This is a genomic window from Enterobacter sp. 198 (assembly GCF_009025585.1).
GTDB lineage: Bacteria > Pseudomonadota > Gammaproteobacteria > Enterobacterales > Enterobacteriaceae > Enterobacter > Enterobacter ludwigii.
In genome coordinates, this window is the sequence record NZ_WCIM01000029.1 from 70,732 (window position 1) to 83,733 (window position 13,002).

15 protein-coding genes are annotated in these 13,002 nt (G+C 57.4%); all 15 read right to left on the reverse strand.

Annotation, left to right across the window (positions count from 1 at the left end):
- The 15 genes from F8561_RS17560 to F8561_RS17630 all read right to left on the reverse strand — a co-directional run bounded on the left by F8561_RS17560 (nucleotide 1) and on the right by F8561_RS17630 (nucleotide 12,863).
- On the reverse strand, nucleotides 1-579 hold the full coding sequence (locus tag F8561_RS17560; protein ID WP_073397681.1) for a DUF3261 domain-containing protein: 579 nt from the start codon (nucleotides 577-579) through the stop codon (nucleotides 1-3).
- A complete protein-coding gene (locus F8561_RS17565; protein ID WP_151887730.1) occupies nucleotides 576-2,900 on the reverse strand; it encodes an MMPL family transporter in 2,325 nt (774 codons plus the stop codon). The genes F8561_RS17560 and F8561_RS17565 overlap by 4 nt, the downstream gene beginning before the upstream one ends.
- Nucleotides 2,869-3,474, reverse strand: coding sequence for an outer membrane lipoprotein carrier protein LolA (locus F8561_RS17570; protein ID WP_108647714.1), 606 nt, complete (start codon nucleotides 3,472-3,474; stop codon nucleotides 2,869-2,871). The genes F8561_RS17565 and F8561_RS17570 overlap by 32 nt, the downstream gene beginning before the upstream one ends.
- On the reverse strand, nucleotides 3,471-3,893 hold the full coding sequence (locus F8561_RS17575; RefSeq protein ID WP_014172038.1) for an acyl-CoA thioesterase: 423 nt from the start codon (nucleotides 3,891-3,893) through the stop codon (nucleotides 3,471-3,473). The genes F8561_RS17570 and F8561_RS17575 overlap by 4 nt, the downstream gene beginning before the upstream one ends.
- Before the next feature lie 3 nt (nucleotides 3,894-3,896).
- The gene (locus tag F8561_RS17580) at nucleotides 3,897-5,588 is read right to left on the reverse strand and encodes a glycosyltransferase family 2 protein (RefSeq protein WP_108647715.1); all 1,692 of its coding nucleotides are present in this window, start codon (nucleotides 5,586-5,588) and stop codon (nucleotides 3,897-3,899) included.
- A complete protein-coding gene (locus tag F8561_RS17585; protein WP_020884527.1) occupies nucleotides 5,579-5,932 on the reverse strand; it encodes a beta-hydroxyacyl-ACP dehydratase in 354 nt (117 codons plus the stop codon). The genes F8561_RS17580 and F8561_RS17585 overlap by 10 nt, the downstream gene beginning before the upstream one ends.
- Nucleotides 5,919-7,280, reverse strand: coding sequence for an acyl-CoA synthetase (locus F8561_RS17590; protein WP_108647717.1), 1,362 nt, complete (start codon nucleotides 7,278-7,280; stop codon nucleotides 5,919-5,921). The genes F8561_RS17585 and F8561_RS17590 overlap by 14 nt, the downstream gene beginning before the upstream one ends.
- Complete coding sequence (locus F8561_RS17595) at nucleotides 7,273-7,860, reverse strand: hypothetical protein (RefSeq protein ID WP_108647719.1); 588 nt, start codon at nucleotides 7,858-7,860, stop codon at nucleotides 7,273-7,275. The genes F8561_RS17590 and F8561_RS17595 overlap by 8 nt, the downstream gene beginning before the upstream one ends.
- Before the next feature lie 6 nt (nucleotides 7,861-7,866).
- Nucleotides 7,867-8,118, reverse strand: coding sequence for an acyl carrier protein (locus tag F8561_RS17600; protein ID WP_014172033.1), 252 nt, complete (start codon nucleotides 8,116-8,118; stop codon nucleotides 7,867-7,869).
- Between the two features lie 13 nt (nucleotides 8,119-8,131).
- Nucleotides 8,132-8,389, reverse strand: coding sequence for a phosphopantetheine-binding protein (locus tag F8561_RS17605; protein ID WP_020884530.1), 258 nt, complete (start codon nucleotides 8,387-8,389; stop codon nucleotides 8,132-8,134).
- Entirely contained in the window at nucleotides 8,370-9,185 is an 816-nt protein-coding gene (locus F8561_RS17610) for a lysophospholipid acyltransferase family protein (protein WP_044858006.1), read from the reverse strand. The genes F8561_RS17605 and F8561_RS17610 overlap by 20 nt, the downstream gene beginning before the upstream one ends.
- Nucleotides 9,182-9,904, reverse strand: a complete 723-nt coding sequence (locus F8561_RS17615) for a beta-ketoacyl synthase chain length factor (protein WP_108647721.1) — start codon at nucleotides 9,902-9,904, stop codon at nucleotides 9,182-9,184. Before F8561_RS17615 ends, F8561_RS17610 begins: the two co-directional genes overlap by 4 nt.
- 64 nt (nucleotides 9,905-9,968) lie before the next feature.
- Nucleotides 9,969-11,033 (reverse strand): methyltransferase, encoded by a 1,065-nt coding sequence (locus F8561_RS17620; protein WP_151887731.1) that lies wholly within the window; start codon nucleotides 11,031-11,033, stop codon nucleotides 9,969-9,971.
- Between the two features lie 67 nt (nucleotides 11,034-11,100).
- Nucleotides 11,101-11,490, reverse strand: coding sequence for a lipoprotein (locus F8561_RS17625; RefSeq protein WP_032679147.1), 390 nt, complete (start codon nucleotides 11,488-11,490; stop codon nucleotides 11,101-11,103).
- A gap of 323 nt (nucleotides 11,491-11,813) precedes the next feature.
- Nucleotides 11,814-12,863, reverse strand: coding sequence for an AI-2E family transporter (locus F8561_RS17630; RefSeq protein ID WP_014172027.1), 1,050 nt, complete (start codon nucleotides 12,861-12,863; stop codon nucleotides 11,814-11,816).
- Nucleotides 12,864-13,002 lie beyond the last annotated feature (139 nt).

Sequence of the window (13,002 nt, forward strand, 5' to 3'; positions counted from 1 at the left end):
TCAGTCACCCAGATATTGAATGGTGATGTGGTAGTTAAAGACGTGTTGCTCGATGCTGATTGGCACGCGCTTGCCTTTGCGTTGCAGGTAGACAATGTCAGTCACCAGCTTGCCGCGGGCATTGCGTAGCTCGCGCCGATCGCCCTTGTCTTTAAGCGTCCAGCCCTTCGGCAGTTGTGGCTGCCAGGCGCTGAGTGGCCAGTGGCTGAGCATCACATCGGCCAGTACCTGGCTGGCGGGAGGCAGCTGCGGCACAACGATCGACTGTTCGGTGTGGATCCCGGTGTCGTCGTAAGTCGCCAGGAACAGACGGATACCGACGGAAGAGAGCCCGGCAAGCGTCACTTTGTGATCATCCGCGTTGAGCATGACCAGCAGGGACTGCGTTTGTCCGTTGAAGGTTCCGGTCAGCAGCTGCTGCGAACTGACCGCCGGGGTAATACCGGGCGGCGGCAGCGTCACTCGGGTTCCCGGCTGAAGCCAGGCCTGCGGACGTGTCCCTTCAGTATCGGTCGAATGGCTACAGCCTGCCAGCAGCAGCGTCGCGACCAGCGCGGCTGCGCGGTAAAAAGCATTCATTTTCGTTTTCTCTCTTTCTTCACAGGCATCGCCAGCGGCGCCAGCAGGAAGGCGGTAAAAATGCCGCTCACCAGCACAATACCGAAGCTGCTGATGGCCTGCGTGGCGCTGAACACGAGCATGCCTAACGTCAGCAGCGTGGTCATCATCGCCAGCGTGATGGCCAGCATCGACGTCAGCGGCGTACCGCGCGGGTTGCCGAAAAACAGCGTGTAGTTAATGCCAATGCCGAGCACCAGGACCAGCGCCAGCAGTGAAAACAGATTTACCGGATGCCCCGTGACGGCCAGCGCGGCCAGCCCGCAGCTGAGCGACAGCACGGACGGGACCAGACTGATAAGCCCTTTTCGCCAGCCGAGGCGTACCATCGCCCCGCAGGCAATCACCGCCAGCGCGACAAACAAGAGTCCCGTTAACAACGTGCGGTAGAGCGCAAACAGGCTGTCAAAACTGGCCTTGCGATCGACCCAGACGACGCCCGCATGACGGGCGGCTAATTCGCTGAGTGCGGCGCTGTTCCGGGCGTTGTCCACCGGCACTAACACACCGCTTTCGCCGTCAGGCAGGGTCAGCCACAGCAGACGCCAGCCTTCGCTGGCCGGACTGGCGAGCCACGCCTCCACGCTCACGGGCATGGCGTTCAGATTCGGTGTGACGGTGCTCAGCCCCGCGTTTCGCAGCGCGTTCGTTATGGCCGGCGCGGCGTGCTGCAACAGCAGCAGATCGCTTTTCTGGCGCGCCAGCGAATTTAAGGGCAGGGTCCGCCAGCGGGTAATATCCCCCGCTTTTTGGGCCTGGGGTAACGCCGGGGTAAAGGCTTCCAGCCGTTCCAGCGTTTGCTGCGGCGATGCGCCATACACCACAAACCATTTCTGATCGACACCTTGCCCGGTCAGGGCGGTAATGGTTTTCTCCTGCGCCAGAATGTCTTTGGGCAGCGCCTGTAGCTGGGCGATATCGTCGTTGACCTTCAGGGTGGCAAGCCCGGCAGCCGAGACCAGCGCCAGTACCACAGGCAGGCCCACAGAGAGTTTTTTATTGCGTCGCCAGGCGGCCAGCCAGCGCAACATCAGGACCATAAACGGAACCGGCCGCACCGGCAAACCACGGCACAGCCAGGGATGCCAGAAAATCACCGTCAGGCAGGAGGCGCTCAGCCCCACCGCGGCAAACACCGCCATCTGGCGGATCCCGGGGAAGGGGGCCAGCATCATAATCAGGTAGGCGGCAACGGTCGTCAGCAGCGCCAGCAGCAGCGCATTACGCACTTTGGCCAGGCTTTGCCACGGGGAATGTTCTGCGCCGTGCACCATGCGTTCGGTGAGGTAATAGAGCGTGTAATCCGCTGAAATTCCGATGATGCTCATGCTCATCACCAGCGTCATCAGATGCAGTTCGCCAAACAGCAGCAGCGTCACCACCGTGCCCGCCAGCGCACCTGTGGCAATGGAAATCAGACACAGCAGCAGGGGTTTCAGGGAACGAAACACTGCCACGATCAGCAGGATAACCCCAAGGATCGTGACGATGCCCAGCGTGGAGATGTCCCGTTTTGCCTGCTGGCTGGCGTAATCACTGTAAAACACGGTACCGCGTGAGAGCAGCTGCGCCTGCGGAAAGCGCGTTTTCAGCGTCTCCTGCAGGGCGGTAAGGGTGGTTACCATCTGATGGGTTTGCTGCATATCAAACGATGATCCCGCCAGCTCACCGTGCAGCATATACCAGTAATTTCCACTGGCATCCTGGGTGACCAGCCAGCCGTCCATCAGCCGTAGCTTCTGGCTGTTTTGCGCCAGCGCCAGCTGCGAGCCGCGCATCAGCATCAGGGGATCGTTTTGCAACTCTTTGCCACTCACGCCGGAAAAGGCCGAGTAGAGCTGGGATAAAATCCACTGCGCCTGCGCCTCACCGCCGTTTTGCAGGCGGGCCCGGGTGGCCGAATCAATCAGGCCGTTGCGATGCTGCCAGAAGAACTCGCCCCAGGCCTTTTGCCCGGCGGCGTCCATCGGGCCTTTAACCTCCCTGAGCGAATGGCTGTTTTTCAACAGATCCAGCCACTGCTGCGCCACCCGTGGATCGGGTTCTTTACCGGGACTGACCAGCCAGACAAGCTGGCGGTCAAGACGCTGTATAAACGCGTCGTTGAGTGCCGGCGGGATTGCCCCGAGCGTCTGCTTCGGCAGCATAGCCAGTACGCTGCTGTTCAGGCGCGCGCCGGGCAGCAGCGACAGCAACACGCCCAACAGAATCAGGCATACCGTCGCCCACAGCAGCGCCGGGCGCAGGGATTTACGGTGCGGCAAAGCGTTGGCGTTCGTCATCGGTCAGTCTGGCGGGCGTCAGTGTGTGGCGGGAAAGGACGATATCGGTACGGTCGCCCTGCTTATCGTTGAGGCGAATCGTCTCAAGGTAGGTCGCGCCGCCCAGATCGAGGGTGGCGAAAATTTTGTCCAGCGGTGTCGTTGTGGGGGTCAGCACCAGCGACCAGCGGCCTTCGCCGAGATCGCGAAAATCGATGCGGAAGTTCTCTTCCAGCACCTTGCGGTCGGCCTGGAACAGCGCCCGCAGCAGGTGGTTGAACTGGAACATCTGCGGATTATTGTCGGCGGTAATGGTCTGCGGAGGCTGGCCGTTGATCGTCTGGATCATCCGTTTATCATCCAGCAACAACGTCATGGGGAAAGGCGCTTTTTGATCCCACAGCAGGCCGCTGTCGCGTGCGATCAACATTTCGCCCTGCGAGCGCAGCGGCTGCGGCAGATCCTTAATCGTCCGGACCTGTTCGAAATGCGCACGCACGACAGGTTGCCCGGTAAACCGCTGCTGCAGCTCATCCAGCGTTACGGCGCTCACCAGCGGGCTGATCATCAGTGCCAGCACAGGCAACCATTTCATGGCGTAACTCCCATTCGTTCAAACAATATAGCCGGGCTGACAAAGCACATTTCACGGCTGGCTTCTTCGACGGCCACCTGGATGGTATAGCCGGTGGTGGTACGTTTACCGGTTTGCGCGTCGAAAATTTGATAGGCGATGCGCAGACGGTTTTCATACTCTTCGATGTGCGCGCGCACACGGATGCGCTGCTCAAAGGTCACCGCATCGCGGTATTTCACCCGGGTATCGACTACCGGCCAGACATAGCCTGACGCCTTCATCTGTCGATAGCCGTAGTTAAACTGGTTGAGCAGCGCCTCGCGGGCAATCTCAAAGTAGCGGAAATAGTTGCCGTGCCAGACCACGCCCATCATATCGACGTCGTGGAACGGAACGGTGATTTCTACTTCGGTCGTAAAGCGGGGATCGGTCAGCACCCTTTACTCCTTCTCTTTGGCATCCGGCAGGTGCCAGAAATCGAAAAAATTAAACCAGTCGAGCGGTGACATTAAGGCGTAATGCTCAAGCCGCTGTGCATAGCGATCGACGGCCTGTTGCAGCGCCTGCTGGCGCTCCCCGCGTGGCAGAAGCAGCGGGTCGGCAAACGGCTCGCAGTGTATCGTGAGCGCACCCTGCTGACGCAGGGCGTAAATCAGCACCACCGGGCAGCGCAGAATGGAGGCGAGAATAAACGGCCCTTGCGGGAACGGGGCGGGCTGTCCCATAAATGAACTCCAGATCACCCGCCAGTCGCCGCCGCGCTGTGGCGTGACCGCTATGCGATCGCCCACAATGGCGACCCATTCACCGCGCTCAAGCTTCTCTTTGATGGCGATGGCGGTATCCGGCCCAATGTCCGTCACGGGCATCAGGTTAATCCCCGCCTGGGGTGCCATCTCGGTCATGATCTGTTTAAAGCGCTGCGCGTTATCGCTAAAGACCAGCGCGTTGATGACTTTGCTGCCTTCCAGCTGAGCCAGTGCCCGGCAGGCTTCCACATCGCCAAGATGCGACGCGAGCAGCAGTTTGCCTTGCGATGCGTCAGCATCCAGCACGTCATACGCACCGGGAGCAAAGACCACGTCACGATGAAACTTCAGTTCGCCGCGCCAGCTGGCGACTTTATCCAGCATGGCGTTACCGAAGCGCATAAAATGGAAAAAGCTGTTAAGGCGTGGCGGAACAGGCATGTTCCGCTGCGTCAGCACCTGCTTCACTCGTGCTGTCCACTGCTGTGAAGCCTGTCGCGCCGGTCGGGCCGTAAGCCAGTACACCCCGATAACCGGCCACAGCAGCACGGTAAAGGCCCGGCGGCCAAACAGCTGCCAGACGCGCAGCATCAGGCGCATACCCCACAGGCCTTTCACCTCGTCCTGCTGCGCCCAGTGCTGGCGGCGACGACGAAACAGCAGGGCGGGAATGCGGGGCAGCATGCCGAAGAACAGCCGGGTGTGCATCAGCGAGATCCGCACGTTGTCTTTGAGCGCGTCGAAATGGGATAACCCGTCCGGCGGATAGGTAACGCGGGTCGGCAGAAAATAGCTGGTATTGCCCTGCCAGTAGAGACGGACCATCACTTCGGTGTCAAAGTCCATACGTTTGCCAAGCGGCACGCGTGCGGCCAGCTGCAGCGTGGGCGAGACCGGGTAGACCCGAAAACCGCACATGCTGTCTTTAAGTTGCAGGGACAGGGTTTCAATCCATACCCAGACGTGCGTTATCCAGCGACCGTAGAGGCGGGAGCGCGGAATGGAATCATCGTAAATGGGCTGGCCAGAAATCAGCGCCTCCGGGTGACGCTCAGCCAGAGCCAGCATTTTGGGGATATCCTCAATAGCATGCTGGCCGTCGGCATCCACCTGTACGGCGTGGGTATAGCCCGCGCGGGCAGACTCTTCCAGCCCCTTAATGACCGCGGCACCTTTACCTGCGTTTTGCGCCAGACGTACCAGCGTAACCTGGGGCTGCCCGGCGGCCAGACGCTCCAGAATGCGGCGCGTCTGCTCGTCACTTCCGTCATCGACCACCAGACAGGGCAAGCCGAACGGTGCCAGCCGCGACAGTACTTTTGCCATCATCGCGCCATGGTTGTAGCACGGGATCAGCACGCAGGGGCGGAAGGTTACTGACACAGGCGAATCTTCCCGCTGCTGGCAGTATGGCGATCGTCACCGGCATGGCGCTGGTAGCTGAAGGTCAGTATCTGACGTTCGGCATGCCAGTTAAGGACCAGCGTGACCGTGGTATCCGGCAGCAGAGGGGCCTGGAATTTCACATTTTGGATGCTGTGAAAACGGTAACCCGGCGCCAGCAGCGTGGTGGCGTAGTGCATGACCCAGTCAATCTGTGCCACACCTGGCAGCAACGGCTGTACGGCAAAATGCCCCTGGAACCAGAACAGGGAGGGGTCAAGATGCAAAACGATTTCCAGGTGCTGCGGCTGTGCCTGGTGGCGTTCGATTTCATGAATTTTCATGAAACAACTCCTGTAACTGCGCATAGACACGCTTATTCATACTGTTTACCGGCATCTCATCGATAATGCGCCAGTAGCGGGGGACGGCGACCGGTTCAAGCCAGGGCCGCAGGGCGCGGCGCCAGGCCAGTTCCTGCGTTTTTTTGCCCTGCTGATGCCAGCGCTGACGGGTCTTCTCATCCAGAACCAGCAGGACACCTATACCCTGACGACCTCCGCGAGTAACCGGTAACGCTGCGGCTTCACATATGCCCTCAAGCTCCAGCAGGCGACGTTCAATCTCGTTCAGTGAGATACGCTTTTCTTCGATTTTGACCACCCGACCACGACGTCCGGCAATGCTAAAAAAACCGTTACTGTCGAAGTGCAGGATATCGTCCAGCTCTAACCCTGCGGCTTCGTGAATGAGCGGGGAGGTCACGCGGCAGATTTCCCCTTCACTCTGGAACACCACGCCGGGGAAGGCGAGCCAGGGAACGCTGTCCGCCTGACGGTGCCGCCAGGCGAGGATCCCGGTTTCGGTGCTGCCGTAGATTTCATCCGGCCAGACGTTAAGCCAGCCATGGGTCTCCGTGACATCGCACCAGGGCAGCATTCCCCCGGCGGAGATCAGCATCACGACGGGAGGGGCAGTCAGCTCGGTATCCAGCCGTTTCAGGAACGCCGGACTGCTGATAAAAAGGTACTGCCTGTCGTGAGGGAGTGCCGCCAGCTGCTCAGCGTAATAGAGCATGGCGGCGTGCAGCGGAAGCCCCATCGCCATTGGCAACATGATGCGGAACGTCAGGCCATAGAGATGTTGTGGTACGACCGAGGCCACAATGCTGCAGCCCGCCAGGCGTTCGCCAAAACGGTTCGCCAGCAGGCACGCTTCACGGTCCAGGCTGGCGATGTGCTTAATGACCCGGCGCGGGGTGCCCGTGGAGCCCGATGTAAAAAGCTCAACAAAGCGCGCGTCGTCAATGACGGACAACGGTGCCCATTGGCGCGCGGTCTGGGGGGAGGAGGTCACCACAATGACCTTTCCCTGAATATCCAGCGTCTTATCGCTCAGGACACCGCTAAACAGCGACTGCTGTTCGTCGAGCAGAGAGACCCGGCTATGGCCTGGAATGACCGGGGTTTTACCGGCATGCAGTGAGGCCAGCAGCGCAACAATAAACAGGTAGCTGTTTTCAAAGCACAGCGCCCAGCGTTCACCCTCCTGCTGTCGCAATGCTTCTACCAGCAAGGTGACATCGTGGCGCAACTCACCCAGCGTCCAGGTGCGATCGTCAAGCCAGGCGATCGGCATGTCGTCAGGGCGTGGAGCATTTAACCACTGGCCAAGCGGGAGGGGTTTATTCATCGAGCTTCTCTTTTTTCATCACCCGTTGACGCACCAGCCACTCTGTCGCCATCAGCGTGCCCATCAGAAAATAAGCCACCATACCGTTCCACACTGTCCAGACATGCATATCGCCGTGTAGCACGGTAAACAGGGCTATCGCACCGTTACCGAGGAAAAAACCGCACCACACCAGCGTCACCTTACGGGTATATCGCACACCCGCCGGAGGCAAATTCGGTTCACGCAGACGTGCCAGCCGTTCAACCAGCGGCATGGTTGTCCACAGTGAGCCGCCAAACACGGCCAGCATCACGAGATTAACCACCACCGGATAGAGCAGCAGCCACTGATGCGCTTTCAGCAGATAGCTCGCCGCGCAGAGCGCCAGGCCTGCCAGCGCAACGCACTGCACCACATACCGCATCGGGCCTGCGTTTCGCCGCGCCTGATGCAGACGCAGCACCAGCACCAGGGCCATTAGCGGCAACAGCCAGTGCAGACCGTTGTGCGTCAGCCCCAATCCAATCAGGAATGGCCACGCCAGCAACACGACTCCCGTCAGGAGTGGGATCGCCGGAAACGCTCGTCCTCCAGGCACGGTGGTTTACTCGTCGCGCAAAAGCTGAGCGACAGCGTCAACCACATCCTGCACGGTACGGACAGATTTGAAGGTTTCCGGTTTGATTTTCGTCCCCGTTTTCTTCTGCAGGTGAACAATCATGTCCACTGCATCGATACTGTCCAGATCCAGATCTTCGTACAGGCGAGCCTCAGGCGTGATTTCCTGTGGGTCGAGTTCAAACAGCGTAGCCAGGAGTTCGCAGACTTCCTGATAAATGGTTTCTTGTTCAGTCATAACGGATCACATCTCAGGCGCGTTGAGCGTTGATAAAAGAAGCCAGCGTGGCGACGGAAAAGAAGTGCTGACGCATCTCTTCGCTTTCGGCAGACAGCACCACGCCATACTGGTTTTTCACGGCCAGGCCAAGTTCGAGGGCGTCGATAGAGTCGAGACCCAGTCCATCACCAAACAGCGCAGCATCGGTATCGATATCCTCGGCGGTAAGCTCGTCCAGATTCAGCGTGGTGATGATGAGATTTTTAATTTCAAGATGAAGCGCTTGCATCATTAATTCCTGACAAAGATTGAAGGCCTGATGTTAATCGATGCTGCAGATGCCGGTTTAACTGCCTTGCCGCCAGTGCCGGTTCTTGTGTCTTCGCATCGTAAAAAGCGTCGATATTCACGCGATCGCGAACATCTACGGTGAAAACAGGTTTTACGGGCGGTACGTCGTACCAGTGACTTTTTTTATCCAGCAGAGGTTCGCTGCAGTGGATCACCACGATGCGCAGGTCGCTGTGGCAGCGCACGGCAATATTTGCCGCGCCGCGCTGGAGGGAGATTGCCTCTCCCGACCGGGTTCGTGTGCCTTCCGGGAAGATTAACAGCGTGTCGCCCTGGGCCAGACGCTGCTGGCTTGCACTGAGGAGCGTTTCCGCTTCGCTGTTAATCAGGTAATCCGCTGCGCGAATGACGCCGCTGACAAAGGGATTGCGGAGCAACGCACCTTTCACCAGACAGTCGGTTTCGGGCATGACGGACGCCAGGATCACGTAATCAATCAGCGTCGGGTGATTGGCCACCACCAGACAACCACGGTCCCCGCGAAGGGCGTCAAGATTGTGAATGCGATAGTCCAGTACCCCGGTGCCACGGGCGACATGTAAGAAAAAGCGGAAGCTGGCCGCGATACTGCGACGCGCCAGGCGACGGCGTCTGGCGCGGTCGCGCTGAACCAGCAACAGCAGATTGAACCACACCAGCGACAGCAGCAACCCGCCCGTGCCAAACAGCACGAAGCAGAAGCCGGTCATCATCAGACGCCATAACCAGTTGATACGGGCAGTCAGGCGGCTCATTCGCGTGTCCATTGCCACAGCAGACGTTCGCCTGAAACCACAAACTGCCGTTCATCGCGGAGGTACCGTTGCAGGAACATCAGGCTCTGCGGCAGGAGAGGTTCTTCACCCGTGCTGCCGCTGCGGGTTTCGCACTGCAGTGTGCTCCCGGCTTCAATCACCAGGGCCAGTGCGTAGGGCCAGGTAGGCATATGCGGCGGTAAACCCGGATGATAAAAATCGGGCAGGGCGCCGTCAAAATCGACCAGCAAGACGCGGGAATAGCCCGCCTGAAGCAGGCTCAACACTTCACATAATGCCTGCTGGAAGGTGTCCAGCCCGGCAGAAACAGAAGACGAGACGATGGGGTGTCGCGCAGTGATCGTCAGGTTGCCCACCGCCGAATTGTGCACGGACATGGCAAAGTCTGTCGGCGAGACGGCCTGACCGGTCGCCAGGGAGTGCAGGATGCGGAAATTACGCTCCAGTTCGCCATGACGGCTGGAATAGACAACGGCATCAATCGCGTGGCGGCGAAGCAGGGTGAGTCCGAGGTCTACCGCCAGCTTACTGCCCGAGTTGAGGCGGCGCGCGGTCATCATTGGCAGTTCGGTAAGCTTAGGCAGCGGCGCAGCCGGGTCGAGGGTAAGGTGCTGGCGTGACCACGCCTGCCACTCTGCGGCATCGCTCAGGCCTGGCGCTCTTGCCTGCCAGTCAATTATGTTCAGTGAAAATTTCATCTACGCGCGTCCGCGGAAAACCATCATTAAAAGACAGGCAAGCCTGCCGGGCAGTTCAACTGCTCTATTGTTCAATTTTTTGACAAATCAATAGGGTATGGACTACCCCAAGGTTGTCCAGCCGCTGTTCTACGTGGAAACCGGCCCGCTCCAGGTAGTGATAAAATTTCTCTACACTGTAAAACCGGCTGTTGCCGTTCGCCATACAGGTGAAATAAAGCGAGGTAGCATTCAGGCTGAATGAGGCGGCTTCAAATTTTTGGGCATCCCAGAACAGTTCCATGATGCACAGTCGCGCGCCGGGCTTCATAACCTGTGCAACGCGAGTCAACATGGCGACAATCTGGTCCGGAGAGAAACAATCCAGGAACTGGCTCATCCACCAGATATCTGCTTCGCCCGGCAATGTCGCATGACTAAGCATATCGACAGCATGGAAGCCAATGCGATGAGATAAACCTGCTTTTTCGATGTTTTCCTGCGCCAGCGTTATCTGCTGTGGCAGGTCAAGGATCGTCACGGCAACATTGTCGTCATAGCGGCAGCAGCGTAACGCCCATTTACCCGTATTTCCGCCCACATCGTACAATTTTGTCGGCGAGCTTGCGAATATATATGGCAGCGCCGCGTCGAAAGCGGCATCAGAATAGTAATGATCAAAAGCGAACCAGCTCTCTTTTGCCTGCGCGGGTAATTGTGATAATGCCGGATAGATGGTTGGCCAGTTGCCAAACACGGATAATCCCGCCGGTTTTTCTTCCTGCAGGGCATCGGCCAGATGGAATAACCCCTGGTAACAAACATCCTGCGTGAAATCCATATTCACGCGGGTCATGGTGTCATGCAATAAGAAATGGCCCACCTTTGCCAGGAAATAGCGCCCTTCTTTACAGGTAACGATCCGCCCGCTTAATCCCATATCCAGCAATACGCTTACGCTATAATTGCTCAGAGTACTGTTTTCGGTTATTTCCTCGAGACTTGCCCCTGTTTTCCCTTTTTTATCCAGCCAGGAAAGCACGCCCGAATTACGCAGACAACGCGCGGTCTGAAACAGCATCGGCGCAAAAGCGATGCGTTGCGCTTCGGTAATGGCGTCCAGCGCGTTGAGGGTGTCCTTTTCGTACATGCGTGCGTAACCTTATGAGGCCGAGAAAAACGTTATCGGGCCATTTCGGCCCGACATGAGGAAAATATTACAGCGCGGCGCCTGCAGAGAGGTTCATCTGAATATCGTGGTCGAGGTTATGAACCCAGCGGTTATAGTTCTTGTGGATTTTACCGTCGGCGGCTTTCAGGTTCATACTGCTTTCGTAATTAATTGAATAGCTTGTCGCAGAATAAGGAATACGGATTTCGACCGAATGGTCGCGTGCCTGCAGACGGCCTTTAATTACGCCCGGGCCCGCTTCGCTCATGATCCAGTCGCGCTTCTGGCCTGCTTTCAGAATGGCGGTTTTCACCTGCTCAGCGGTGTGGCCTGTACTGACAGTAGCGTGAACCTGATCGATTGGGGCGGTACGCGCGCAACCGGCCAGTGCGCCGACGACAGCAACAGTAGCAAACCATTTAATGATCTTTTTCATCAACAACTCCGTATCAATAATAACAATTTAAATCAGAAATTTTAAAAAATTATATTTTGGCGGGGTATTATCGCTAATGAAGATAATTTTTGTCGATATAAAAGTGGGTGTTTATTTTACGTGAGGGGAGGTGTAATGCATTGAAACGAAAGGGTGAGAATTATATGCCATGTAATTTGCGTTAAATAAATATTTGCATGACGATTCATTTATTAGGGCGGAATAAATAACGCGAAATCCTCCTTACCGAAAATGAAAATTACCGCGCGGTGAGCGTCGCGGTAATTTTCGGTGTGTTGCACAGTTACGCGTTGTGGGACCCGTTATCCCGGCAGACGGCTTTTCGGTCGCCCTGGACCCAACAGGATCGCCAGTTTGCTGCCACCTTTGGTGGTTTCCATCCAGATCTTACACACGCTGGTCAGCGGTACTGACAGTAACATCCCGACCGGCCCCAGCAGCCATCCCCAGATCAGCAACGACAAGAACACCACCAGCGTCGACATTCCGAGACGGTGGCCCATCATGCGCGGCTCAAGGATATTGCCCAGCACCATATGCACGACCAGGAACAGCGCCCCCACCAGCATGCACTCGTAAAAGCCATTGAACAGAAACGCCTGAATCATCGGCGGCACGGCGGAAAGCACCGCGCCGATGTTGGGTACGTAGTTCAGCAGAAACGCCAGTACGCCCCACATCAGCGCGAACTGCACGCCCATCAGCATCAGTCCCAGCCAGACAATCACCCCGGTCCAGACGCTTAACAGCGTTTTCAGGGCCAGATATTTGGACACGCCCTTCAGGGCCCGGTGTAAACCCGCAATATGAATTTGCGGGTTATTCAGCGCAAAGCGCAGCTTATAAGGAACATGGCGGACCTCGAACAGCATAAACACCACCGTCATCACCAGCAGCAGGATGCTGGCCATCGCGCCGGAAAGGCCGGTCATCAGGGTGGTGGCGTAGGTCATGACCTTCTCTGAATCCATGCGGCGTAACATCCGCTCGGGTGAGATATGCAGGTTAAGAAAAGGCATCATCTCCTGAAGCGAAACGATCTTACGCGTCAGCTCTTTGTTGTACTGTGGAAGCATGGTGGAGAATTCACTGAGCGACGCCGCCAGCACGCCGAAAAGCGCCGTCAGGGCAATCATCATCACGATGACCACGATAGTAATGGCTACCGGACGGCTGATGCCCCGGCGCAAAAACCAGGTCACCAGCGGATTAAGCACAATGGCAAAAAAGAGCGCCAGCAGGAGCTGGACAATGATGTCAGCGGCAGCATGGATACCTGCGAGGATAACCACCAGGCAGGCGAGTTTTAATAAGATGTGAAGTCCTGCTTTGTCGGACTGGTTCGGTATCATGCGGGTTCCTTAATGTGATAGCCCGTTAAGTGTAGTGCCCGGTGGCCGCTTCGTCTGGAGCCGATAATCTGAAAGTCAGTGCTGATTTTCTTATCCTGCCGTGGTAATAGTGAAACACTGTTGTAAAAATTCAGGTTAA